The sequence below is a fragment of the Mycobacterium sp. NPDC050551 genome (genome assembly GCF_040674075.1).
In the GTDB taxonomy this organism is placed as follows: domain Bacteria; phylum Actinomycetota; class Actinomycetes; order Mycobacteriales; family Mycobacteriaceae; genus Mycobacterium.
Map to the genome: position 1 here is coordinate 488951 of NZ_JBFARC010000002.1, position 24254 is coordinate 513204.

Here is a 24254-nt window from a genome sequence, read left to right on the forward strand (position 1 = left end):
GCGGGCGGTCAGGCGCGGGAGACGGCCGACGCCTCGGCGATCTGCTCGGGCGTCGGTCGCACGCCGGTGTAGCGCTCGAACTGCTCGGCGGCCTGCAGCGCGATCACCTCGGCACCGGTGATGACCGGCACCCCCGCGTCCCTGGCGGCCCTGATGAGCGGGGTCTCGGACGGCATCGCCACCACGTCGAACACCGTCTGGGCCCGTGTGACAGTCGCGATGTCGAAGGCACTGTCGCGCTCCTCGGGGCCGCCGGCCATGCCCACCGGGGTCACGTTGACGATTACCGCGGCGGTGCGCGACCCGACGTCGCCCGCGTAGCCGTAGCCGAGCCGGTCCGCCAGTGCCGCACCGGTGTCGCGGTTGCGCGCCACGATGGTGCCGGTGCCGAAACCCGCGTCCCGGAAGGCGGTTCCGACCGCCGCGGCCATGCCACCGCTGCCCCGGATCAGCACCGGGGCGGCGGGATCGAGCGCGTGGTCGGCGATCAGCCGCTGCACCGCAAGGTAATCGGTGTTGGACGCGGTGAGACGCCCGCCGGACACGGTGACGTCGTTGACGATGGTGTTCACCGCGTCGATCGCGCGGGCGGAGGGTTCCACCTCGTCGACGAGCGCCAGCACGTCCTGCTTGAACGGCATCGACACCGAGCAACCGCGGATGCCAAGGGCGCGCACCCCACCGATTGCGGCGACGATGTCCGTGGTGGTGAACGCCTTGTAGATGAAGTCCAGGCCGAGCACGTCGTAGAGATGGTTGTGGAACCGGGTACCGATGTTGCTGGGCCGGCCGGCCAGCGAGATGCACAACCGGGTGTCCTTGCTCAGCGGTGGTCTGCGTTCGGCGCCGGTCATCCGACCGCCCGGATCACCTGGCGGGTGACGGCGCGGATCTGCTCGACGAGACGGGGTTTCAGCGACAGCCCGGACGCATCGGGGACGTCGACCACGGTGGTGACCACGCCGAGATCCTCGCGGTGCCAGAACGCGCCGAACCGGTCGAGGATCTTGCGCATGGGGAAGTTGTCCGACAGCACGCGCGCCGAGAACCGTTGCACACCGTCGTACGCCGCGGACACGGCGAGCGCCTCCATCAGAAACGTGCCGATCCCTCGACCCTGATAGGCGTCCCCGACCGTGAACGCGACCTCGGCGGTGGTGGGGTCCCGTTCGTCGCGCACGAACCGGGCGTCGGCGACCACCGGCCCGTCGGCGCCGTCGGTCATCACCCACACGAAATGGTCGAGGTAGTCCACCTCGAAGAGATACGCCATCAGCGTCACCGTGGGGCGCCGCACCGACTGGAACCTCCGGTAGAGCGTCTCGCTGGAGAACTCGACCGGGCCGTTGATCGTGCGCTCGTTGTCGCCGGGGAGCACCGGACGCAGGAACAGTTCGGTGCCGTCGCGCACCCGCACCGGGATGGGGTCGGTGAAGGCGGCCAGCCGCTGCCGGGCGATGCGCACCAGCTTGGCCATCATCGGCGGCAGGTCGAGCATCGTGGTGAACGCCTCGTGGCCACCCACCCAGCCGGTGAGTTCATCGAGTGCCACCACCGTCGCGGTGCGGGGGGTGTTACGCAGCAGCGCGATCTCGCCGACGATCATGCCCGGCGCCACGTCGACGACGAGCGGATGGGTGTCGGCGGCCGCGTGGGTGACCTGGGCCCGGCCGGAGCCGATCAGCAGAAAGGACACCGCCTGCTCACCCTGGCGCATGAGGATCTGGCCGGGCGTGGCGGTCAGCGGCCGCAACTGGGCCGCCAGCGGCGCCAGAGCGTCAATGGGGCAGCCGGCAAAGATTTCCAGTGCCGCGAGTTCGTCTACGCGGACGGCTGTCGCACCGGCCACGCCCCGAGGCTACGGGGAAGGCCGACCGCCGTCGAGAGGTGTGCGCACATCTGTGTGGGTGATCGGTACCGCACCGGCGGCCAGCAGCGCCGCCATCGCCTCACCCGGGACGGGCCTCGAGAACAGGAAGCCCTGCGCCCTCGAACACCCGAGAGCCATCAGGGTCCTGGCGGCGAACTCGGTCTCGACGCCTTCGGCCACGACGTCGAGGCCGAACGCCTCGGCCAGCGCCATGATCGCCCGGACGATCGCCAGGTCGTGCGGGTTGCTGCCCAGGTCGCGGACGAAACCGCGGTCGATCTTGACCGTGTCGACGGGCAGCGACTTCAGGTGCGTCAGCACGCTGTACCCGGTGCCGAAGTCGTCGATCGCGATCTTCACGCCGACGTCGCGCAGGCCGGACAACGTGTTGCGGGTGGCCTCGATGTCCTGGACCACAACGCTTTCGGTGATCTCCAGGCAGAGGTTGCCTGCGTCGAGCCCGCAGTGGTCGAGCGTCGCGGCGACGATGTCGACGAAGCCGTGCGAGACCAGTTGCACCGGTGACACGTTGACGCGCAACACGAGGTCGAGGCCCAGCCCGTTGCGCCGCCAGCCGGTGAACTCCTCACAGGCCATCCGCAGCACCCGGCGCCCGAGCCGGCCCGCCAGATTGATGGATTCGGCGACGCCGATGAACGAGTCGGGCAGCAGCAGCCCGCGCGTCGGGTGCTGCCATCGCACGAGGGCCTCGGTGGCCAGGATCTCGCCGGTGCGCATGTCGATCTCGGGCAGGTAGTGCAGCACCAGGGCGCCGTCGACGTCGATCACCTCTTCGAGTCGCAGCTCGACGTCGTTGATCAATGCCTGCTTCTCGGACTGGGCGGGGGTGAGCACCGAGACGTTGTTGCCGCCCGCGCTCTTCGCCGACAGCGCGGCCTGGTCGGCCCAGCGCAGCACGTCGGACGTGCTGTCGCGCCCTGCCACCCCGACGGCGACGCCGATGCTGACGGTGCGGGTGAGCGTCTCGCCGTCGATCACCACCCGCTTCTGCAGCCGCGTCTGCAGTTCCCGGGCGTAGACCTCCGCGCCGTCGGCGTCCATCGACGCGTTCGGCATCACCAGGAATTCGTCGCCGCCGATGCGCGCGAGGGTGGCCGGACCCTCCACCGCTTCACGCAGGCGATCGGCGAACACCTTGATGAACGCGTCGCCGGCCTTGTGCCCGAGGTAGTCGTTCACCGCCTTGAGCCGGTCGAGGTCGATGAACAGGACGGGCACCGACTCCTCCCGGCCGGAGGCCAGCCGCCGGTCCAGGTGCTCGGTGAGCGAGCGGCGGTTCAGCAGGCCGGTCAGGTCGTCGCGCTCGGCGAGGAAGTGCAGCTGCTCCTCGGCCACGATGCGGGCCTGCAGCTGGGCGAACAGGGTGGCGATCGTCTGCAGCGCGTTGAGCTCCTCCGGCGTCCATTCGCGGTCACCGAACTTGACGAATCCCAATGTCCCGGTGGTGGTCTCACCGGACAGCAGCGGCACACAGGCCATCGAGCTGGCCGGCACCGCGGTGCCCTCCTCGATCCGGCGCTGGTAGTCGTCGTTCGCCGGCTCGGGCCGCATCACCAGCGGGGTCTTGAGGTGCTCCGCCGCCGCGAACACCGGGTCGGCGTCGACGAAGTGCACCACCCCGATCGGATCGGGGTCCGGGATGTACGGCCGGGGCGGCCACTGCGCGATGAGTTTGGTGGCGTGGATGGTGTGGTCGTTGTGGCGCAGGAAGCTGATGTCGACACCGAGCTGCCCGACCAGGATCTCCAGAACCCGTTCGCTGCTGCGCACGACCGACGTGACGTTCGCCGCCATGAGTTCGGCGGCGACCGAGGTGACGACCTCCTCGAGTGTGCGCGACACGTGTCAAACCTTACGACAGCGCGTTCACCGGGACAGTGCCCGAACACGGTCGAGACTGCGCCTGCTCCGCACCGATGCCGGACCCGTCGCGGCCAGTCGCAGGATCAGCACGACGGCGTCGTCCCGGCCGGTGCCGGCCAGCCGCGCGAAGTCCGATGCCAGGCCGGCGAGCTCGTCGGCGAACTGCGGTGACAGGCCCCGCAGTTCGTCGTGGGACCGCGCGTACAGGAACACCGGCGAGACCGGCTGCACGCCGAGCCCGTGCGTCTGCGCGGCGACCCACACCGCCTCCATCGCCTCCCCTCCCGCCGCGTAGTCGCGCAGGCTGTGGCCCGCCACGGTCACCACCGCGAGTGCGCAGCTCGCCCGCACCCGGTCGTAGGTGTCCTCGCCGAGTGCGCCGCCCGCCCCCCAGTCCGCCAGGTGAGCCATCACTTCGGGCCGCCGGAGGATGTCGAGCACGGCGAGGTCACCGGCGTCCATCTCGAGGCTGCGCACGTCGATGCCCTCGTCGAAGTCCGGGTCGCCGGGCCAGCGGAGCTCGGAGATCATCTCGGCGTGCAGCCGCGGGGTCAGGTACCGGGTGCGGTCCGCGGCGGCGAGAATGCCTGCTGCGTCTGCGAGTTCGGCGTCGGTGGTGAGCAACCGCAGGGTGGCGCCGTGGCGTGTGGCGGTCGCGCGCAGTGCCTCTGCGGTGGCGGGGTCGAGGGGGCCGGGCGTGCCGTGGTGACGGTTGCTCTCGCGGGCGAGCATGGGACGGTACAGCGCCGCGAGGTCGGCGTCACTGTCATCGCCGAGCCGCAGCGTCGCCTGAAGCGGGATCCCGTCGGTGCGCTCGGTCACGGCCACGGGGCCGAGCACGTCGTGCGCGGCGGCCGCGACCCTGGCGTTGAACAGCGCAGCGCCCAGCGCGACGGCGCTGCCGCGGTGCCCGACATCCATCGCCGAGGTGTGTTCGGAGGCAACACGAATGGTGAGCGCTTCGTGGGTGACGTCGATGCGCCACGGCTGCACGTTGCCGCCCGACGGCGCCCTGATCGCGGCGGCGGCGAGCACGCCGGTCAGGCCCGGCAGGTCGGCGTCGTCCTGATCGGGCGGCGGCTCGGGGGCTTGCCGCGCCATCTCGGGTTCGGCGAGCCGGTCGAGCGCGCCGCTGACGTCGATGCGCACCCGCCCGGACCGCAGCTCCTCGCCGAGCCCGATCCGGCGAACCGCCTCGGCCAGCGCCGTGGCGCCCAGCGCGACATCGCCTGCGAGCTGCGGCCACGTGGAGATCGACCGGTCGACCTCCACCAGTGACGCCGCGGTGCGCGATGACAACCGCGACGCCTCGAGGTGGCGCAGGATGTGCGGCACCTTGTCGCGGCTGCTCATCCCCGGCAGCAGCGACACGTCGAGTTCGCCGAGCAGTCCGTGCAGGATCGGGCGCTGCGGTTCCAGGTCGAACCGCTCGACGTCGATCAGCCCGCGGTCGCTGGTGGCCATCACGACGGGGATACCGCGCGCCCGCGCGCCGAGCCGGAGCACCGCCTTCATGTCGAGCGAATCACATTCCTCGACAACGACGTCCAGCCCGTCGAGGAACTCGTCGACGGTGTCGGTGGTGAGCCCCGCCTCGAAGACGCGGACCGGCAGGTACGGGTCCACCTCGGCGATCCGGCGGGCCGCGACGTGAGCCTTGTTCACGCCGAGGTCGAGCACCGTGGCGGGCACCCGGTTCAGGTTGGACAGCTCGAGGCCGTCGAAGTCGGCGAGGTGCAGTTGCCCGCAGAGCCCCTGGGCGGCGAGCGTGTGGGCGATGACGTGGCCGACACTGAGTCCGGCCACGCCGATGCGCAGGGTGCCGAGCCGCTGCTGCTCCGCGGCGGTGATGATGTTGCGGTTGCGGTCGAGCCGCACGGCGCGAAAAGCCTTCGGCCCCAGGACGGCGACGACGCTGCGCCGCCACGGGAAGTACGCCCACCGGCCGGGTTCGTCGAGCACGGCCGCGTCGGGCGCAGGCCGCAGCCGGTGCAGATCGTCGAGCTGCTGGCCGCGCCGGTCGAGGAACTCGATGCGGGGGTCGGCGCGCAGCCGGTCGAGCATCGCGCGATCGGCGGAGTCCTCGGGGTCCAGGAGGTGGGCGGCGTAGATGTTGAGGCCGTCGTCGTCGACGCTCATCGGGACAGCCCTGGCTCGCGGTGCCGGACCCGCGCCCAGATGTGGTCGTCGGCGACCATGGTGAACGGCACGGCGACCGGGAAGTCGTCATTCACAGACGTGACCTCGACGCGCCGGATGAAGGTGGCCAGCCCGAGAGTCGCCTCCAGCATGGCGAAGTGGTCGCCGATACAGGACCGCGGGCCGCCGCCGAACGGCACGTACTGCCAGCGATCCCGGCTCTTCATCGCCTCGGGCGTGAACCGGTCGGGGTCGAAGGTCAGCGGGTCGTCCCACAGGGTGGGGTCGCGCTGAACGGCCATCCGGCCGAAGATCAGCATGGTGCCGCGCTCGACCCGGAAGCCGCCCACCTCGACGTCGCGTGTCGCCATCCTCGAGCCGGTGGGGCCGGGCGGGCACAGCCGCAGCGCCTCGCGCAGCACCTGCACCGTGTACGGCAGGTCGGCGATGTCGCCGGGTTCGAGTTCCCGGCCGGGCAGCGCATCCACCTCGGCGGCCACCCGCTTCTGGATGTCGGGGTTGCGGCCCAGCTGCCACATGGCATAGGTCAGCGTCGTCGCGGTGGTGTCGTGCCCGGCGAACAGGAACACGATGAGCTCCTCGGCGATCTCGCGGTCCGACAGGGTCTGCCCGGTCTCGGGATCCGTCGCGGCGATCAATGCCTGGACCAGTGGAGCGTCGGTGGTGGGGTCGGCGCGGCAGGTGCGCAGGATCTCGCGGGCCAGGCGGTGCAGCGTCGCGCTGGCCGCCCTGGCCTGCCGTTGCCGTCGAGTGGGCAGCCATGCCGGCGTCCGCACCGGCTTCAGCGCGCGGTCCGCGACGTAGGTGACGGCGATCCGCAGCGGGTCGGCGACCTCGTCGGTGTGATCGGTGAGGTCGCGGCCGAGCACCGAGTGGCCCAGCGCGCGCAGGGTGAGTGTGCGGCACTCCGCGTCGAGATCGATGGTGGCGCCGTCGCGCCAGGTCGACGCCACCGACTCGGCGGCCGCCGACATGTGCCCGCCGAAGCTGCGGACCTGCTGCTTGGTGAACACGGGCTGCAGGGTGCGTCGTCGCGGCAGCCAGGCCTCGTGCGGCAGATCGAACAGGTTGCCGCCGATCACCCGGCAGAACTCGGTGAACACCCGGGTGGTCTTGTCTATCGACCCGTCCTTGTTGCTGAGGATGTCGCGGATGCCCTGCGGCGAGGTGACCGCGACGACCGGGGGCATCAGCCACCGCGGGCCGACCGTGAACCGGGTTACCGGGCCGCCGGCGTCGCGCAGCTGCTCGATACCGGTGTGGAAGGTCCGCAGGGCGCGCACCCGTTGCGAGAAGGGCAGCGGATTGTCGGGTACCCGTGGCAGCGACGCCAGCCGGGCCAATGACTGATCAGCCACGCTCGACCCTTTCCATCGCACACCGAAGCGCATACCGGAAGGCATGCGGCACAGCGGATCCCGAGACTCCGGGCCGGAGCGACGAGAGATGACCCGGTCCTGAGCTTAGCAGGGCTAATTCTTCGCGTTTCAACGATTCACGACACGCGTCAATATTGTCTCGCGTGACGCACCAACACCGTGCGGTATTGAGGCATTCCCCGGGCGACGGGGCGCGATGCCAGTCAGCGTGATGACCGACTGCCCACTCGTTTCACCCGTGCCGCGTAGGCCCTCGCCTCGGCCATCAGCGCAGTGGCCGGGGTCGTGAGGTGGTGCCGTCGGCTGACGGCCGCCACATGGAGGTGGGACTCGGGAGTGATGGTCTGCACCCGAGCCCCGGAACGGCGCGCCGTCTCCGTCCACGACGCGGGCATCACGGCGCGGCCCAGGCCGCTCAGGACCATCGGCAGAATCGATGTGCGGTGGGCGATTTCGGCGACGATCGTGACTTCGATGCCACTGGCGAGGACGTCGTCGACGAGAGCGCGCATCAACGACCCGCGTTGAGACACGATCAGCCGGCATCCGGTGAGGTCGTCGCGCGACAGGCGATCGCCGATCGGACCGTCGACGTCGGGCCCCGAGATGAGGACCAGGGCTTGACGTTCCAGCGACACGACGTCGAGGTCGGCGGCCACCGTCGGCTCGGCTGACCCGAGCACGCCGATCTCGGCCGAGCCGGTCCGGACCGATGTCAGCACTTCTTCCGGCGTGAAGGCGGCCTCGGCGTTCACGGTGACGTCGGGATGTTCGCGCGAAAAGGACGTCAGGATCTTGGTCAACGGCTCCATGCCCGGCGAGGGCATGGTGACGATGTCGACGCGACCGCCGCGCAGACCTCTGAGCGCAAGCATGGTGGCCTTCGCCTCGTCGAGATCGCGGAGCACCACCCTGGCGGGGCCGACCAGCGCAGCGCCCGCTTCGCTCAGCACCACACCCCGGCCGATGCGGTGGAACAGCGGCATCCCGAGTTCGCGCTCGAAGGTGGCGATCGCCTGCGACAGTGACGGCTGAGCGATCAGCAGGTGCTCGGCCGCCCGGCTGAATCCGTTGTGGTCGACAACCGCGAGGAAGAACTTCAGCTGCCGCACATCCATGGCGGCCTCCTGCCTGTAGTGATAGGTACAGCCTATACGCTGAATCGAAAGTGCGTCTTAGACGAATCGGTCGATGTGATCGCTAATGGAGTCATCCCGTACCTGTGATCCACACCACCGAGGAGGCCGCCATGGCAGACCAAATCTTCAAGATCGCCGCGATCCCCGCCGACGGAGTCGGTAAGGAGGTCGTCGCCGCCGGCCATCGTGTGCTCGACACGCTGGCCGCGCAGTCCGAAGGCAGGTTTGCCTTCGACTGGGAAGAGTTCGACTGGGGCTGCGAGTACTACGAGCGGACCGGCAAGATGATGGCCGACGACGGGCTGGAGACGCTGAAATCCTTCGACGCCATCTACTTCGGCGCCGTGGGCTGGAAGAACGTCCCCGATCACATCAGCCTCTGGGGACTGCGCTTGAACATCACCCAGAATTTCGATCAGTGGGCCAACGTCCGTCCGGTCAAGTTCCTGCCCGGGGTCGTCTCGCCACTGCGCAAGGCCGACGACACCGAACTCGACTGGGTCGTGGTACGGGAGAACAGCGAAGGCGAGTACGCCGGGCTGGGCGGCCGCAACCTCGGCGGACGCGGTCCAGGCAACGAGGTCGCCCTCCAGACCGCTTTGTTCACCGACAAGGGTTGCGAACGCATCATGCGCTTCGCCTTCGACCTGGCCCGCACCCGCTCCGTGAAGAAGGTCTCGAGCGTCACCAAGTCGAACGCCCAGCAGTACGGCATGGTGCTCTGGGACGACGTGTTCAAGCGCGTCGCCCTGGACTACCCCGACGTCGAGACCGAAAGTGTGCTGGTCGACGCGATGTCCGCGAAGTTCGTGCTGCACCCCGAAGAACTGTCGGTCGTCGTGGCCTCCAACCTCAACGCCGACATCCTGTCGGACCTGGGGTCGGCGCTGGCCGGCAGCCTCGGCATCGCGGCCAGCGCGAACCTGAACCCGGAACGCCGCTTCCCCAGCATGTTCGAGCCCGTCCACGGGTCGGCGCCCGACATCGCCGGAGAGGGCATCTCCAATCCGGTCGGTGCCATCGCCAGCGCCGCCCTCATGCTCGACCACTTCGGCCTGCACGCCGAGGCGCGCCGCGTCGAGGAGGCGATCGAGACGGCCACCGGTAGCGGGATCCGCACCCGCGACATCGGCGGAGCGTCGAACACCGACGAGGTGACCGACGCGATCATCGCCGCGCTGTCGAAGGCTCTGACCCCCGCCTAGCCGACCGGCCCCGGGGTCGCCCCGGCGGCCGGCATCCGCGCACGGCGCCACCTCTGTGCGGCGCAGCCATACAGATCCGGCCGGTGATCCGGCCACCTGAACACGAATCGAACACCGACACAGAGGTCCACGCCATGAACGCACACACCGACACCACCGAGGGCTACCGGCCGAACCACGAGAAGAAGCGCTGGTACCGACAGCTCTACTTCTGGGTACTGATGGCGATCATCGCCGGCGTGCTCCTCGGCTGGCTGGCGCCGTCGGCCGGGGTCGCGATGGAACCGATCGGCACCACGTTCGTCACCGCGATGAAGATGCTGATCGGACCCATCGTGTTCCTCACCATCGTCGGGGGCATCGCCAGTGTCGCCGACCTGAAGAGGGTCGGAGTGACCGGGCTAAAGGCGCTGTCCTACTTCCAGGTCGGCACGATCATCGCGATGATGTTCGGCCTGGTCGCCATCAACGTCTTCCGCGCCGGAGACGGCGTGAACGCCGATCCGGGGGCCATCGAGACCAGCGAGTCGGCGTCGACACTGATCGAGGCGGGCGAGACGAAGCAGTGGTGGGAGTTCATCACCCACCTCGTGCCCGAGAGCATGGTCGGCCCGTTCGTCGAAGGCGACATCCTGCAGATCATCTTCATGGCGGTGCTGGTCGGTGTCGCGCTCAACGCGGTCGGCCACATCGGCGCGCCCGTCCTCGACCTGGTCAACCGGCTCACCCAGGTCATCTTCAAGATCCTGAACTACATCATGAAGCTCGCACCGCTCGGCGCCTTCGGTGCGATGGCGTATGCCATCGGCAAGTACGGCGTGTCCACCCTGACCAGCCTCGGCTCGCTGATCGCATTGTTCTACGTGACGTCCGCACTGTTCGTCTTCGTCGTCCTCGGCTCGGTGATGGCCTACCTGCGGCTCAACATCTGGCACATGCTCAAGTACCTGCGCGAGGAACTGCTGCTGATCCTCGGCACGTCGACCGCCGAGCCTGCCCTGCCCGGTCTGATGCGCAAGATGGAGTACGCCGGCGTCAGCAAGCCGACCGTCGGCCTGGTCGTTCCCACCGGCTACAGCTTCAATCTCGACGGTGCGGCGATCTACCTGTCGCTGGCGGCGCTGTACATCGCCCAGGCCACCAACACCAACCTCACGGTAGGGCAGCAGATCGGCCTGCTGGCAGTGATGCTGTTGACGTCGAAGGGCGCCGCCGGTGTCGCCGGCGGTGGATTCATCGCCCTGACAGCCACATTGAGCACGATCGGGCACATCCCCGTCGTCGGCATCATGTTGATCTTCGGCATCGACAAGTTCATGTCCGAGTGCCGGGCGCTGGTGAACTTCATCGGCAACGCCGTGGCGACACTGTTCGTGGCCAAGTGGAATCACGAACTCGACGTGACACGGGCCCGGGCGGTGTTCGCAGGCAGGGACGTCGAGCCGATCTCGGACCCGAGCGAGGACCTCGACGTCGATCCGTACTCCTCCGAGACGCACGACCTGATCGCCGCGGATCCCGCCCCCGCGCTGGCGATGGCGGGACTCGCGCCCGAGAAGGCTGACGCCCGGACGCTGACGACGCCGTAGGCCGGCACGCCGACCACCCCCGGCCACCCCCGGCCACTTCGCAGGAGAAGCAACCATGAGAGTCCTCGTCGCACCCGACAAGTTCAAAGGCAGCCTCACCGCTGCCGAGGTCGCGGACCACCTGGCAACGGGACTGGCGGAGGCCGGTGCGATCACGACGACCCTGCCACTGGCGGACGGCGGCGACGGCAGCGTCGCCGCCGCCCTGGCCGGCGGATTCCATCCCCTCCCGGTCGAGGTGCACGGGGCGACGGGCAGGCCGCACCGCGGTCTTGTCGCATTCGACGGCGACACCGCGATCGTGGAGGTCGCCGATACATGCGGACTGGCGACGCTGCCCGGCCGTGTTCGTGCACCCATGACCGCGACGAGCCGGGGCCTCGGCGAGGCCGTCCGCGCCGCCCTGGCGTTGTCTCGCCACCAGCTGGTGCTCGCACTCGGGGGCAGCGCGAGCACGGACGGCGGCATCGGCATGCTCGGTGCGCTCGGTTACCGATTCCTGGATCGGACCGGCGATCCCGTGTCCCCCGTGCCCGGCAACCTCAAGCGCATTCACCGTGTCGACTCACGTCATGTCGTCGACCTCCGCGGAGTCCGGCTCACCGTCGCCGGAGACGTGACGAGTCCACTGCTCGGACCGGCGGGGGCGGCTGCCGTGTTCGGGCCCCAGAAGGGCGCCGACGCAGGACAAGTGGTTCAGCTCGAGGCCGGCCTGAGTAATCTCGTCGACGCATTCGGGCGCTCGGGCGTCCACAACGCCGCAGCGCTGGCTCAGTGCGCCGGCGCCGGGGCCGCAGGCGGCATCGGATACGCGGCCATGCTGCTGGGCGCCACGACGGTATCCGGCGCGGACTACTTCCTGGAGCTCCTGGACTTCGACCGGCACGTCGCCGACGCCGATCTGGTCGTCACCGGCGAGGGCCGACTCGACCACCAGACGTTGCGTGGCAAGTTGCCCTGCGCCGTCGCACTGCGCGCCGCGCCGACACCCGTCGTCGCCGCGGTCGGGCGCAGCGACCTGGACGACGACACCGCACGCAGCCGTTTCACCGACGTGTTCGCCGTCGCCGACCACGCCGACGGCGACACCGCGCGCGATCCCCGTCGGACCGCACTCATCCTGCGGCGCCTCGGCACACTCATCACTCGTCAGTTCGCGGCGACGTCCTGACCGACTCCGGTCGCGCTGCCTGGGATCCGCGTCCTACGACAGCTGCCGGATGACCTCTTCCAGTGGCTGCGAGGACGTCCCGATGTCGCCGAGGAACGGGTGCGAGAGTTCCATCACCAGGAACAAGTTCACCGCCACCAGCACGCCCAGGATCGCCACCATCGAGTAGTGCGTCGAGGGTTTCTCGACGTCGTAGATGATCGCGCACAGTAGCAGCAGGGCACTCGTCAGCCAGATGACCGCCCACAGCGACCATGGCGGGCCGACATCCGTGCGCGCCTGCAGCACCCGCTGCGTCCGGGCCTGACTGAGGCTGTCGAGATCGCTGAAAGAGCTTGAGAGCAAAGTCTTCTGCGTGTCGGTGCGGGCCTGGACGCCTTCATACGCCGCATAGAGGCGCGTCAAAGCCTCGTCGGCCTCGGGGTAGGACCGTCCCCTGGCATTCTCGTTCCACTCGACCACCGCCGCCTGGTGGTATTCGAGCAGCGCCTTGCGTACCCGGTCGCTGTCCGGCTGGTCGAACACCGTGGCGTATCGGGCGAGCTGCACGCCCGCCGCGCCTTCGGTCCGCGCTCTTCCATCCGCGTCGCCGATCTGTCCCCACATTGCGGAGACGACGAAGCCGAGGAAAAAGGCGAAGACGAACCCGACCACCCCGAACGCGAACCTGATCACGTCGTTGTGCTCTTCGCCCTTGAGGCTGGGGAACTTCCGACGCACCAGTGTCTGGAGGAGCACCGCCCCGCCTGCGACGACCACGATGAGGCCCAGCAGCAGCAACCACGAGGGAAGGTTGCTGACCAGCCACAGACTGACCATTCGGCTCTCCTAGAACTGCACCGGGCGCGGATTCTCGACTCTAGGCGTGGTCATGCGAATGCAAGTGAACCGGGAGGAAAGGGCGGTGGCCGTCGACGGCCATTCCCTCACGGTCACCGCCTCTGAACTGCAGATACCCTGTGGAGCTAAGGGGAATCGAACCCCTGACCTTCTCGATGCGAACGAGACGCGCTACCAACTGCGCTATAGCCCCTTGCGGAACGAAAGGCTACCAGTCGCGCCGCGAGTGCCGAAAATCGACTACTGGCCCGCAGCGCGCGGGAGGTCGTAGTGCCGGGCGAACGTCGTGTAGTCGAGGTGCTCGAACGCCGGATCCTCGTCGTCGATCTCCAGCACCGCCGCACCCGGCCGCCGCAACCGAGCCGGGACCACGTCGAGCTTGTGGTCCTCGGCGTTCTCCACACCGAGCCGCGACCGCATCATCCGCTGCGCCCGCCGGCGTCGCAGTCGTTGCTCGATGCGGGTCTGGCGGCGCAGGTACATGAGGTACATCAGGGTGACCGAACCGATGATCGCGCAGGGCCACCACGCCCACGGCGCGACGAGATATGCGGCGGCGGCCGTCGCGACGATCGCCACGGCCATCGACACCAGCATGCGCATGCGGAACCGGTACTTGCGCGCGCTGACCGCGGCCGCGGTCTTCGACTCGTTCCTGCGCCGGCGGGCAGCGCTCATCGAGTCGGCGACGTGCAGGTCTGATTCCGACGGCGCTTCCAGGCCGGAAGAGTCGGCGACGTACTCGTATTCGTCGTCCGTGCCGTCGTCCTCGACGGCATCGGACTCGTCGGTGTCGTCTTCGAGGGCTTCGTCTTCGAGGGCTTCGTCTTCGAGGGCTTCGTCCTCGGCCACGACTTCGACGGCTTCGTCTTCGTCCTCGAGATCCTCGTCTTCGGCCACCGGCTCAGGGGCGTTGAACTCCAGGGGCAGCTCGGGTTCGTCGAATACGGATCCGCCCACCGGCAGCGCGCCGGAGGCCTCGTCGACGACGTCGACGTCGAGATAGTCGGGTTCGTCGGTCACGACAGTGGCGGCCGCGAGCACCATCGCACGCTGCGGCCGGGCCTCTTGTTCGTCGAGGTCGTCGAGTGCGTCCTCGTCGACGCCGTTCTCGTCGGGCCGCCAGTGCGGGTCACTGTTGTGGCCGGCGGCCGGGCCGCTGCGACGCAGTTTCGAGCGGCGCCCGGTGTCGAGCACCCGCGTGGCCAGCGCCACGTCGCTGGTGCGGCGAACCGCGTCGCGCTTGCTGATCAACATCGGAACCAACACGAAGAGCCAGAGCACGACGAGAGAGATCCACAGGAGAGATTGGGGGATGCTTGGCATGACGCCGGCTCCTTTCCCCGTTCAGGCTAGGTCCGTGACCAGCGCGTCCGGGGATGACGCGCCGAGGACAATTACACACCTGTAATTCGCAGGATACAAGCACCACGAGTAACACGTGTCACACACGTCACGGATTCGCTCGCGAAAGTGGCAGCGGCCTATCCGTCAGGCCCACTGCGCGCGACCGCTGCGCACGAGCGCGGCCGCCGCCGTCCCCTTCATCTCCTCGATGGTGATCGCCACCAGGAGGTGGTCCCGCCAGGCGCCGTCGACCTCGAGGTAGCGCTTGAGCAGCCCCTCCTGGCGGAAGCCCACCTTGCCCAGCACCGCGCGACTGGCGGCGTTCTCCGGGCGGACCGTCGCCTCGACACGGTGCAGCATCACCTGGCCGAAGCAGTGGTCGAGTCCGAGCGCCAGGGCCGCGGTCGCCACTCCCCCGCCCGTGCGCTGGCTCGTCACCCAGTAACCGATCCACGCCGACCGCAGCGCGCCGTGGGTGACGTTGCCGATCGTCAGCTGTCCGGCGAACTGGCCGTCGACTTCGATCACGTACGGCAGCATCCGGCCCCTGCGGGCTTCGGCGCGAAGACTCGAGCAGACCGTCGGCCACGACGAGAGTGCGTGTCGCACTTGCCAGTCCACCGCCGCCGTCGGCTCCCACGGCTCGAGCTGCGTCCGGTCGGCCAACCGCAACCGGCTCCACTGGGCGGCGTCGCGCAGCCGGATCGGTCGCAGCCGCACCACCCCGGCGGGAACCCGCAACGGCCCTGCCGGCGTCGGCCAGCCCGGATGCATCGGACTCGCACGCAGGAAACTCATCGCCCGCCGGTCAGCCGCGCTGCGCCAGGAATGCCACGTCGACGACCTCGCCGGTGCGGACCTCCTCGGTGTCGGCCGGCACCGTCACCAGACAGTTCGCCTCGGCCAGCGTCGCGAGCAGATGCGACGACGAACCCGGGGCGCCGCCGAGCGCCTGCACCAGGTACTCGCCGGTGTCCTGGTCGCGCATCAACTGACCGCGCAGGAATCCCTTGCGGCCGGGCACCGACGTGATGGGCGACAGCGTGCGAGCGGGCACCACGCGGCGCATCGGTGCGCGCTTCCCCAGCGAGAGCCGGATCAGCGGCCGCACCATCACCTCGAACACCACCAGGGCGCTCACCGGGTTGGCCGGCAGCAGGAAGACCGGGACACCGTCGCGGCCCAACTGGCCGAAGCCCTGCACCGACCCGGGGTGCATGGCGATGCGGGTCACCTCCATGTCACCGAGCTCGGAGAGCACCGCACGCACCTGTTCGGCCGCCACACCGCCCACTGCGCCGGCGATCACCACCACCTCGGCCCGGTTGAGCTGTCCTTCGACGATCTGGCGCAACTCCGCGGGATCGGTGGTGTCGACGATGCCGACCCGGTTCACCTCGGCGCCTGCGTCGCGCGCGGCGGCGGCGAGCGCATACGAGTTGACGTCGTAGACCTGCCCGTTGCCCGGCGTGCGGGAGATGTCGACCAGTTCGCCGCCCACACACATGATCGACAGCCGCGGCCGCGGATGGACGAGCACACGCTCGCGGCCCACCGCGGCGAGCAGGCCGACCTGCGCGGCGCCGATGATCGTGCCCGCGCGTACGGCGACGTCACCGGGTTGCACGTCGTCGCCGGTGCGGCGCACATAGGCGCCCGATCGGACCCCGCGCAGCACACGCACCCGGTTCTTGCCGCCGTCGGTCCACCGCAGCGGAAGCACCGCGTCGGCGAGGGTGGGCATCGGCGCGCCGGTCTGCACGCGGGCGGCCTGGCGGGGCTGCAGCCGGCTGGGCGTGCGCGCCCCCGCCTCGATCTCCGCCATCACCGGCAGGCTGACCTCGCGCTCGCCGTCCTCGTCGTCGGCGTCGGGCCGATCACCGAGGCCGAGCCCCAGCACGTCGACGCTTCGCACCGCGTAGCCGTCGATCGCGGCCTGGTCGAACCCCGGCATCGGCCGTTCGGTCACGACCTCCTCGGCGCACATCAGGCCCTGCGACTCGGCGATCGCCACCCGAACCGGACGGGGCGCCACCGCGGCGGCGGCCACCCGGGCCTGCTGCTCCTCAACCGAACGCACAACACGCCTTTCTGCCATCCGCGGGCCGGGCCGCGCAGCAGTGCTCGCCTACGGTCGGGTCAGCCCTAGTCGTTCGATCAACCACTCCCGCAGTTCGGGACCGTAGTCGTCGCGTTCCAACGCAAAGTCAACCGCAGCCTTGAGGTACCCGCCGGGATTTCCCAGGTCGTGTCGAGATCCGCGATGCACGACCACGTGCACGGGATGGCCCTCCTCGATCAGCAGCGCGATCGCGTCGGCGATCTGGATCTCGCCGCCCGCCCCGGGTTCGACCCGGCGCAGCGCGTCGAAGATCGCCCGGTCCAGCACGTAGCGGCCGGCGGCGGCGTAGGGCGACGGCGCGTCCTCCGCCTTGGGTTTCTCGACCATGCCCTTGACCCGCAGCACGTCGGGGTTGGCGGCGTCGGGCACGGTCTCGACGTCGAAGACGCCGTAGGCGCTGATCTTCTCGGGCTCGACCTCGATGGCACACAGCACGGATCCGCCCCGCTTCGCGCGCACTTTCGACATCGTCTCCAGCACCCCGGTGGGGAGCACGAGGTCGTCGGGGAGCAGTACCGCGATGGCGTCCTCGTCGGGTCCGAGCACCTTCTCGACGCAGCCGATCGCGTGGCCGAGGCCGAGCGGCTCGTCTTGCACCACCGACTCGACCTTGATGAGTTCGGGTGCGCGACGGACCTTTTCGAGCATCTTGTCCTTGCCGCGCTCCTCGAGCGTGCTCTCGAGCACCAGGTCCTCGACGAAGTGCGCGACGACGCCGTCCTTGCCCTCGGAGGTGATGATGATCAGCCGGTCGGCGCCCGCCTCGGCGGCCTCGGCGGCCACCAGCTCGATGCCCGGTGTGTCGACCACCGGGAGCAGCTCCTTGGGCACGGTCTTGGTGGCCGGCAGGAATCGCGTTCCCAGCCCCGCGGCGGGTACGACCGCGGTGGACGGGATGGGCACCTCGGGACGAGTCACGCTGACACACTAGCCGCGTCCGCGCCGTTGAAACCCTGCCGGATGTCGTCGGATGTCATGGTGGACACGTGCCCACCGCGTCCAAGGCCGAGCTGCGCGCCCGGATCCTTTCGGCTCGCCGCGCCGCGCCCGCAGCGGTGCACGACGCCGAGGCGCATGCGCTGACAGGCCATCTCCTGACGCTGGTCGCCGCGGGCCAGACGGTGTGCGCGTACATGCCGGTCGGCTCGGAGCCGGGATCGGTCACGACGATCGAGACCCTGGCGGCACTCGGGGTGCGGGTGCTCCTCCCGGTGGCCCGGCAGGATTCCGCGGGTGTGCCGCTGCCGCTGAACTGGGGCGAATATCGGGTGGACGGGCTGGTCGAAGCGCGATATGGGCTGCGCGAGCCGGCGCCGCCGTGGCTGCCCGCAGACGCCGTCGCGACCGCGGCGCTGGTGCTGGTGCCCGCCCTCGCCGTCGACCGCACCGGGACGAGGCTGGGCCGTGGCGCCGGCTTCTACGACCGCACGCTGCCGCTGGCCGACGCAGCAGCCCGGCTCGCGGCGGTGGTCCGTGACGACGAGCTCGTGGACCGGCTGCCCGCCGAACCCCACGATGTGCAAATGACGCATGCCCTCACCCCGCGGGGCGGCCTCACTGCGCTCGGCTAGCCGCGGACGGCGTGCATGCCCTCGTCGCCCCGGTGATGGGCCGGCACTCCGGGACCAGCGTGCTCGGCGTTGTGCACGGCGTCCATCACCAGCTGGCGGACATGATCGTTCTCCAGGCTGTAGAAGATCGTGGTACCCGCGCGGCGGGTGCGTACCAGCCGCGCCATCCGCAGTTTCGCCAGATGCTGTGACACCGATGGCGCAGGCTTGTCGACGCGCTCCGCCAGCTGGTTGACCGACAGCTCATCTCCGACCAGCGCCCACAACACCTGGACGCGGGTGGCGTCGGCGAGCATGCGGAACACCTCGACGATGAGTGCGGCCTGCTCCTCGCCGAGCGGGTCTCGGGACGCCTCGGTGCCTGCGGTCATCGTCGAAGTCTAAGTCGGCCGCTCCCCACGAAGAGGATGCTGCTCTACTATCTAGTTATGCACGCAGATAATGATCAACGGTGATGTAGTCGTGTTCGGCGTCCTTCGCGACAGGACCTTCGCGGCGCTCTTCGCCGCTCAGGTGGTCGCACTGATCGGCACCGGCCTCTTGACCGTGGCCTTGGGCCTGCTCGCCTACGACATCGCGGGCAACGACGCCGGCGTGGTCCTCGGAACCGCTCTGGCGATCAAGATGGCCGCCTACGTCCTCGTCGCACCGGTCGTCACCGCGGTGACGTACCGGCTCTCGCGCCGGCACCTCATGGTCGCCGCTGACGTGGTCCGAGCGGTCATCGCGCTGTCGCTGCCCTTCGTGCAGCACGCGTGGCAGATCTACCTGCTGATCTTCCTGCTTCAGGCCGCCTCCGCCACCTTCACGCCGGTGTTCCAGTCCGTCCTGCCCGCGGTGCTGGTCGACGAGGACGACTACACCCGCGGCCTGTCCCTGTCCCGCCTGGCCTATGACCTCGAGTCTCTGCTGAGCCCGGTGCTCGCCGCGGCCCTGCTGACGATCGCGACGTACGAGCGCCTCTTCCTCGGCACCGTCGCGGGGTTCGCCTTCTCCGCAATTCTGGTACTGCGGACGCCACTACCGATTCGTTCGATCGCCCGCGCGGGAGAATCCCTCCTGCAGGCGACGACCGTTGGAGCGCGCCTGATGTGGCGACGGCCGGTGCTCCGTGCGCTGCTGATGCTGAACATGGCCGTCGCCGCGGCCACCGCGCTGGTGGTGGTGAACTCGGTGGTCTACGTGCACGACCTCCTGGAGGCCGGCGATTCTGCGTTGGCAGTGGTGCTCGCCTGCTACGGCGGCGGTTCCATGGTCGTCGCGCTTGCGCTCCCCCGCCTGGTGACGGCGATCAGCGACCGCCGGCTCATGCTCACCGGCGGGGCCGTCGCGACCGCCGGCCTGATCGCCGTGGCGGTGACACTCGCGATGGATCCGCCCACACCTGTGGCGTGGCCACTACTGGCGGCGCTGTGGGTGATGCTCGGTGGCGCCACGTCACTCATCAACACCCCAGCGGCCAGGCTTCTGCGCTTTCAGAGCGAAACCGACACTCGGACAGCAGTGTTCACCGCCCAATTCGCCCTGTCGCACGCCTGCTTCTTCCTCACCTATCCGTTGGCCGGCTGGATCGGCAGCATTGCCGGTCAACCGGTCGCCGCGGCCCTACTCGGCGGGTTGGCCTGCGGGGCCGCTCTCGTCGCCGCGCGGACCTGGCCCTCCGCGATCGGCGTCGATCACCGGATGACCGTCACGGCCTGACGTCGGTTCGACCACCCTCAAGATCACCGCGCTCTAAGCTTCGGCCATGGATCTCGGGGGCAAAAGAGTACTGATCACCGGCGCGTCGCGTGGAATCGGCGAGGCGATGGCCCGGTCGTTCGCCGAAGCCGGTGCCACGGTCGCGCTCGTCGCACGCAGCGCCGACGCGTTGCGGGCGCTCGCCGACGGCATCGGCGGCACCGCGCACGCCGCAGATCTCGCCGACCCGGCCCAGGTGGACGCCCTGATCGGCCGGGTCGAGGACGAGGCAGGCCCGGTAGACGTCCTGGTCAACAACGCGGGCATCGAGAGCACCGCGGGATTCGCCGACGCACCGGACGGCGAACTCCAACGGGTGACGCAGGTCAACTACCTGGCGCCGGCCGAACTCTGCCGGCGCGCCACTCCGCGGATGCTGAGCCGCGGCGGCGGCCACATCGTCAACATCTCCTCGATGGCCGGTACCGCGACCTTTCCCGGCCTCGTCAGCTACGGCGCGTCCAAGGCGGCGCTGTCGCACTTCACGTCGGGGCTGCGCATCGACCTGCGGGGTCTGCCCGTCGCGACGACGCTGGTGGAACTCGGGCCGGTGCCGACCGACCTGCTCGCCAAGGCCGACGACTACGCGCCGACTCGCGACAGCTTCGACCGGCTCTACCGGCTGCATCTGCTCAAGGACACGCCGAAGGAGAAGGTGGCCGCCGACATCGTCGAGGCCGTGCGTAAGGGCCGCCGCCACGTGCGGATACCGAGGCGGGCAGCGCTGTTCCCCAGTCTCGTCGAAGCCCCACGCCGCCTCTCGGAGTTGATGCTCACCGGTGTGGCGCACCAGCCGCGCTGACCGCGGAATGACGGCGACCGCGTAGCGGTTCTAGCACTTGGCACGATAGAGTGCTAAAGAACTTTGTGACCGTCTCGGAGGTTTCCTTGCCTACCTATTCGTATGCGTGCACCGCGTGTGACAACAAGTTCGATGTGGTGCAGGCCTTCAGCGACGACGCGCTGTCGCAGTGCCCGAAGTGCGACGGACGGCTGCGCAAGCTCTTCGGCAAAGTCGGCGTCGTGTTCAAGGGCAGTGGCTTCTACCGCACCGACAGCCGCGAGGCCGCCAAGAGCGCGAGCAACGGCTCGGCGAAGAGCTCCGAGTCGGCCGGCTCTGGATCGGCCGGCTCCACGTCCTCGTCGACCGACTCCTCGAGCTCCAGCTCGTCGAGCGACTCCGGCAAGAGCTCGAGCTCGACGTCGGGCTCCAGCTCGTCGAGTTCCGCACCGGCCGCCGCTGCGTCGAGCTGACAGTTATCCACAGCCCGCCGGATTGACCGCGCGGATCGGCCCCTGTCCTGCCTAGCGTGGCGGGATGGGGGAATCGCTCGATCCGACGCCGCTTCATCGGCTCACTGCGGCACTGCGGCCGGACTGGTCGCGGACCGTGGCGGCCCGCCGGATCGCCGCGGGTGTGCTCGTTCTGCTGGCGGCCCTGATCGCGGTGCGCTCAGACCCGCGCGGCGATCACGTCGACGTCCTCGTCGCCGCCCATGATCTGCCTCCCGGGCAGCCGCTCGCAGCTGCCGACCTGCGATCTGAGAGCCATTCGGCGACAACAGTTCCCGAGGGCGCCCTCGCCGATTCGGCGACTGCGGTCGGCAAGACCCTGGCCGGACCGGCTCGGCGTGGCGAGGTGCTCACCGACGTGCGCATGCTCGGGCCGCGTCTCGCCGAGTCCGCGGCTGGTCCGAATGCGCGCATCGTGCCGCTGCATCTGACCGACACTGCGTTACTCGACCTCGTCCGGCCGGGTGATGTGGTCGACGTGCTGGCCGCCCCCGATCCGGGTCCGGGTCCCGGCGACGACGCCCGTCCGCGGCTGGTGGCCGGTGAGGCGGTGGTGGTGCTGGTGTCCGGGAAGCAGCAGGGGCCGGGCGCCGGCGACCGCGTGGTGCTGGTGGCGCTGCCGGCGCACGACGCAAACGAGGTGGCGGGTGCCGCGCTGACGCAGGCGATCACCCTGACGTTCCACTAGGCCGGGAAAAGCAATCCGCCCCCGGCCGCAGGGCCGGGGGCGGATCGTCAGACTGTCAGATCACCAGTCGCCGAGGGCGGGTCCGCCGCCCGTCAGCGGGCCTTCGCCGGCCGGCGTGAACTCGCCCTCGAACAGCGGGCCGGTGGCCGAGCCGGAGACCGCTTTCACGGAATCCCGGACGCCGGCATTCTCGCCGTTCGTCTGTGCATGGACGATCGTCGGATCGGCGGTGCGCGCCTCTCCACCCTGTCCGCGGGCGGCACCGATATCGGTGAGGCGGATACCGTCCTCGTTGACCGCGACGGCCGCGCGACTCGTCACCTCTGGCGACGGTGCGACCTCTTCGACTTCGGCGCTGGCGGTGCCGAGGCCAAGCGTCAGGGCGGCCGCGGCGACGGCAAACGACCCGGCTCCCACGATGCCCAGCTGCTTCGCACGACGAGTGAGCGCCTTGGCGTGTGCTGCCATCAGCATTCCCCTTTGTTGGTTGACGGGACGGAGCCCGGTAGGTTCGCGACCCCTGAAGACTAGCAGTGCCGAGGCCGTCTCGCCTGCCCAGCCGACCACCGAATTTCGCACGGCGCCGGTGCATGTGGGTGATGGCTCCCGCGCACGTCGTCGCGCGTTTCTCCGGCGTCGACGACGGGAGCTCCGGCGGGGCCGTTTCGCCGTCCGAAGGCGGGCGCGGCCCGCTACCGTCACCGTGGAGCGAGCCACAGAAAACGACGAAAGGGCCACGATCATGCTCAAGGGTTTCAAGGAATTCATTGCTCGGGGCAACGTCATAGACCTCGCGGTCGCGGTGGTCATCGGCGCGGCCTTCACCGGCCTCGTCACCGCGTTCACCGCGAACGTCATCCAACCGCTGATCGACCGCATCGGCGCGGGCCCGGATGCCGAGTACGGCGTCCTGCGCATCCCGCTCGGAGGTGATCAGTTCGTCGACCTCAACGCCGTGCTGTCGGCCGCGATCAACTTCCTCATCGTGGCCGCGGTGATCTACTTCGTCATCGTCCTGCCGTTCAAGAAGCTCAAGGAGCGCGACGCGAAGGTCGCTACCAGCGAGACCGAGTTGACGCTGCTGACCGAGATCCGTGATCTGCTCCGCGCCGATGCGGCAGGCACGGCGGGCGCGCACAGCCAGCGGGAGGACCATTCCGACGAGTGACAGGCTCTGCACACGAGAACGGCCCCCGGTGAATGACACCGGGGGCCGTTTCGTCAGAGCAGGGTCAGTTCATGTTCCACGGTTCGCCGTAGGTGGTGACGCTGTCACCGGTCGAGGCGATCAGCCGGGCGAAGGGACGCAGCAGCACGCCGCCTGCCGCACCGGTCACCGTGCCGTGGGCGTTGGACACCGCGACCGAGCCGCCGGCGCCGGCCACGTCCACCGAGAACGTCGCGACTTCCTGGATGCCGGGGCCGTTGCCCAGGTCAGCCGAGATCGACACACCGGGGAACAGCGGCGGCGTCTGGATGCCCTCGATGACGCCCCCACCGAAGTCGGAATCCAGACCGTCGAACGCGATGTTCGGGGTGGTGTAGCTGAAGTTGATGCCGACACCGAGCGACCAGGGGAAGCCGACCTGGTAGCCGAGCTCCAAGGAGCCCTCGAAGTCGTCGGCGCCCTCACCGGCCACGATGTAGGTCGCCTTGCCGGAGTGGAACCACTCACGGGTCAGCCGGTTGCGGTCGAGCGGGAACACGCCGTTGAGGTAGGTGTCCCACTGCTGGATGGTCAGGTTGCGGCCCTGGCCGTCGAGCAGGCTCAGCTCGTTGTCCAGACCTGCATTAGAGGTGCCAGTGCTCGCGAAGAGACCCGCGATGGCCGCGACCAACGCGATCAGCACCCGACTGATTGCCTTCATGTTCTCCCTAGCTTGTTCGAGGGCGAGTCCAAGAACTCACCAGTCTGTTGTCGGTGCCTGGCCGTCCGTACACCACACACCTCGCAAGATCTTCATGTGAGGCGAATTAGAAACTTCACATTCGGTTCTTACGGCTTGCTCATCGTTGACACGGGAAACATAACGGGGCGGCACCACCCCGGCAACGCAAGCGATCGTCGCGCGCCGAACCGGCGATGGGGTTCTGGGAATTTGCTGGGAGCGGAGCCGGGGCGACGGTCGGGGCGATTTGCGAAAACAGACCGGTCGCGTCGCACCGGTTCCACACGCGCGTCGAGGCCGCATCGACCTGGTGGTCGCGATGTCCGGAACGCCACGCACGTGTGCCCGCACTGAAAAAAAGCCAGTT

General features: G+C 69.2%; 23 protein-coding genes and 1 tRNA gene. 9 read left to right on the plus strand and 15 right to left on the minus strand.

Translation table 11 applies throughout. The features are described 5' to 3' along the window. Positions 1-8 precede the first annotated feature (8 nt). The 6 genes from AB0K11_RS09015 to AB0K11_RS09040 form a co-directional block, all read right to left on the minus strand. A complete protein-coding gene (locus AB0K11_RS09015) occupies positions 9-854 on the minus strand; it encodes a shikimate 5-dehydrogenase (protein ID WP_364974924.1) in 846 nt (281 codons plus the stop codon). Further along, entirely contained in the window at positions 851-1849 is a 999-nt protein-coding gene (locus tag AB0K11_RS09020; RefSeq protein WP_364974927.1) for a GNAT family N-acetyltransferase, read from the minus strand. Before AB0K11_RS09020 ends, AB0K11_RS09015 begins: the two co-directional genes overlap by 4 nt. 9 nt (positions 1850-1858) lie before the next feature. Next, positions 1859-3733: an EAL domain-containing protein gene (locus AB0K11_RS09025; protein ID WP_364974930.1), complete on the minus strand. Its 1875-nt coding sequence runs from the start codon at positions 3731-3733 to the stop codon at positions 1859-1861. Between the two features lie 24 nt (positions 3734-3757). Continuing rightward, complete coding sequence (locus tag AB0K11_RS09030) at positions 3758-5893, minus strand: Rv1355c family protein (protein WP_364974933.1); 2136 nt, start codon at positions 5891-5893, stop codon at positions 3758-3760. Next, positions 5890-7305, minus strand: a complete 1416-nt coding sequence (locus AB0K11_RS09035; RefSeq protein ID WP_364976705.1) for a cytochrome P450 — start codon at positions 7303-7305, stop codon at positions 5890-5892. Before AB0K11_RS09035 ends, AB0K11_RS09030 begins: the two co-directional genes overlap by 4 nt. 191 nt (positions 7306-7496) lie before the next feature. Then, a complete protein-coding gene (locus AB0K11_RS09040; RefSeq protein ID WP_364974936.1) occupies positions 7497-8411 on the minus strand; it encodes a LysR family transcriptional regulator in 915 nt (304 codons plus the stop codon). A 131-nt stretch (positions 8412-8542) separates the two neighbouring features. Between AB0K11_RS09040 and AB0K11_RS09045 the strand changes: the two genes are divergently transcribed. The 3 genes from AB0K11_RS09045 (at position 8543) to AB0K11_RS09055 (ending at position 12397) form a co-directional block, all read left to right on the plus strand. Beyond that, the gene (locus AB0K11_RS09045; protein WP_364974939.1) at positions 8543-9637 is read left to right on the plus strand and encodes a tartrate dehydrogenase; all 1095 of its coding nucleotides are present in this window, start codon (positions 8543-8545) and stop codon (positions 9635-9637) included. 134 nt (positions 9638-9771) lie between these two features. Next, positions 9772-11226, plus strand: a complete 1455-nt coding sequence (gene dctA, locus AB0K11_RS09050; RefSeq protein ID WP_364974942.1) for a C4-dicarboxylate transporter DctA — start codon at positions 9772-9774, stop codon at positions 11224-11226. A 55-nt stretch (positions 11227-11281) separates the two neighbouring features. Further along, the gene (locus AB0K11_RS09055) at positions 11282-12397 is read left to right on the plus strand and encodes a glycerate kinase (RefSeq protein ID WP_364974945.1); all 1116 of its coding nucleotides are present in this window, start codon (positions 11282-11284) and stop codon (positions 12395-12397) included. A gap of 33 nt (positions 12398-12430) precedes the next feature. On the opposite strand, the gene AB0K11_RS09060 is transcribed toward AB0K11_RS09055, so the two are convergent. The 6 genes from AB0K11_RS09060 to AB0K11_RS09085 all read right to left on the minus strand — a co-directional run bounded on the left by AB0K11_RS09060 (position 12431) and on the right by AB0K11_RS09085 (position 17624). Next, positions 12431-13216: a hypothetical protein gene (locus tag AB0K11_RS09060; protein WP_364974948.1), complete on the minus strand. Its 786-nt coding sequence runs from the start codon at positions 13214-13216 to the stop codon at positions 12431-12433. 141 nt (positions 13217-13357) lie between these two features. Then, positions 13358-13430: transfer RNA gene (locus tag AB0K11_RS09065), tRNA-Ala, on the minus strand. Between the two features lie 47 nt (positions 13431-13477). Beyond that, on the minus strand, positions 13478-14563 hold the full coding sequence (gene glpR, locus AB0K11_RS09070; RefSeq protein ID WP_364974951.1) for a gephyrin-like molybdotransferase receptor GlpR: 1086 nt from the start codon (positions 14561-14563) through the stop codon (positions 13478-13480). Between the two features lie 165 nt (positions 14564-14728). After that, positions 14729-15382: a GNAT family protein gene (locus AB0K11_RS09075; RefSeq protein ID WP_364974954.1), complete on the minus strand. Its 654-nt coding sequence runs from the start codon at positions 15380-15382 to the stop codon at positions 14729-14731. Positions 15383-15392: 10 nt separating this feature from the next. Next, positions 15393-16664: a gephyrin-like molybdotransferase Glp gene (glp, locus tag AB0K11_RS09080; protein ID WP_364974957.1), complete on the minus strand. Its 1272-nt coding sequence runs from the start codon at positions 16662-16664 to the stop codon at positions 15393-15395. A gap of 48 nt (positions 16665-16712) precedes the next feature. Beyond that, entirely contained in the window at positions 16713-17624 is a 912-nt protein-coding gene (locus AB0K11_RS09085) for a UTP--glucose-1-phosphate uridylyltransferase (RefSeq protein ID WP_364974960.1), read from the minus strand. Positions 17625-17692: 68 nt separating this feature from the next. Here AB0K11_RS09085 and AB0K11_RS09090 point away from each other — a divergent pair, with 68 nt between their 5' ends. Further along, entirely contained in the window at positions 17693-18277 is a 585-nt protein-coding gene (locus AB0K11_RS09090; protein ID WP_364974964.1) for a 5-formyltetrahydrofolate cyclo-ligase, read from the plus strand. On the opposite strand, the gene AB0K11_RS09095 is transcribed toward AB0K11_RS09090, so the two are convergent. Next, positions 18274-18648: a metalloregulator ArsR/SmtB family transcription factor gene (locus AB0K11_RS09095; RefSeq protein WP_364974967.1), complete on the minus strand. Its 375-nt coding sequence runs from the start codon at positions 18646-18648 to the stop codon at positions 18274-18276. The genes AB0K11_RS09090 and AB0K11_RS09095 overlap by 4 nt on opposite strands. Before the next feature lie 91 nt (positions 18649-18739). Here AB0K11_RS09095 and AB0K11_RS09100 point away from each other — a divergent pair, with 91 nt between their 5' ends. The 4 genes from AB0K11_RS09100 to AB0K11_RS09115 all read left to right on the plus strand — a co-directional run bounded on the left by AB0K11_RS09100 (position 18740) and on the right by AB0K11_RS09115 (position 21998). Further along, complete coding sequence (locus AB0K11_RS09100; protein ID WP_364974970.1) at positions 18740-19978, plus strand: MFS transporter; 1239 nt, start codon at positions 18740-18742, stop codon at positions 19976-19978. Positions 19979-20024: 46 nt separating this feature from the next. After that, positions 20025-20819 carry an SDR family NAD(P)-dependent oxidoreductase gene (locus tag AB0K11_RS09105; protein ID WP_364974973.1) on the plus strand — a complete coding sequence of 265 codons (795 nt, stop codon included), beginning with the start codon at positions 20025-20027 and terminating at the stop codon, positions 20817-20819. 86 nt (positions 20820-20905) lie between these two features. Beyond that, complete coding sequence (locus AB0K11_RS09110) at positions 20906-21271, plus strand: FmdB family zinc ribbon protein (protein WP_364974976.1); 366 nt, start codon at positions 20906-20908, stop codon at positions 21269-21271. 64 nt (positions 21272-21335) lie between these two features. After that, on the plus strand, positions 21336-21998 hold the full coding sequence (locus AB0K11_RS09115) for an SAF domain-containing protein (RefSeq protein WP_364974979.1): 663 nt from the start codon (positions 21336-21338) through the stop codon (positions 21996-21998). Positions 21999-22058: 60 nt separating this feature from the next. On the opposite strand, the gene AB0K11_RS09120 is transcribed toward AB0K11_RS09115, so the two are convergent. Continuing rightward, a complete protein-coding gene (locus AB0K11_RS09120) occupies positions 22059-22466 on the minus strand; it encodes a hypothetical protein (RefSeq protein ID WP_364974982.1) in 408 nt (135 codons plus the stop codon). A gap of 274 nt (positions 22467-22740) precedes the next feature. On the opposite strand from AB0K11_RS09120, the gene mscL reads away from it, so the two are divergent. Continuing rightward, positions 22741-23166, plus strand: coding sequence for a large-conductance mechanosensitive channel protein MscL (mscL, locus tag AB0K11_RS09125; RefSeq protein ID WP_364976708.1), 426 nt, complete (start codon positions 22741-22743; stop codon positions 23164-23166). Between the two features lie 64 nt (positions 23167-23230). Here the strand turns inward: mscL and AB0K11_RS09130 are convergent, their stop codons facing one another. Then, a complete protein-coding gene (locus AB0K11_RS09130; RefSeq protein ID WP_364974985.1) occupies positions 23231-23866 on the minus strand; it encodes an MspA family porin in 636 nt (211 codons plus the stop codon). Positions 23867-24254: the final 388 nt, after the last annotated feature.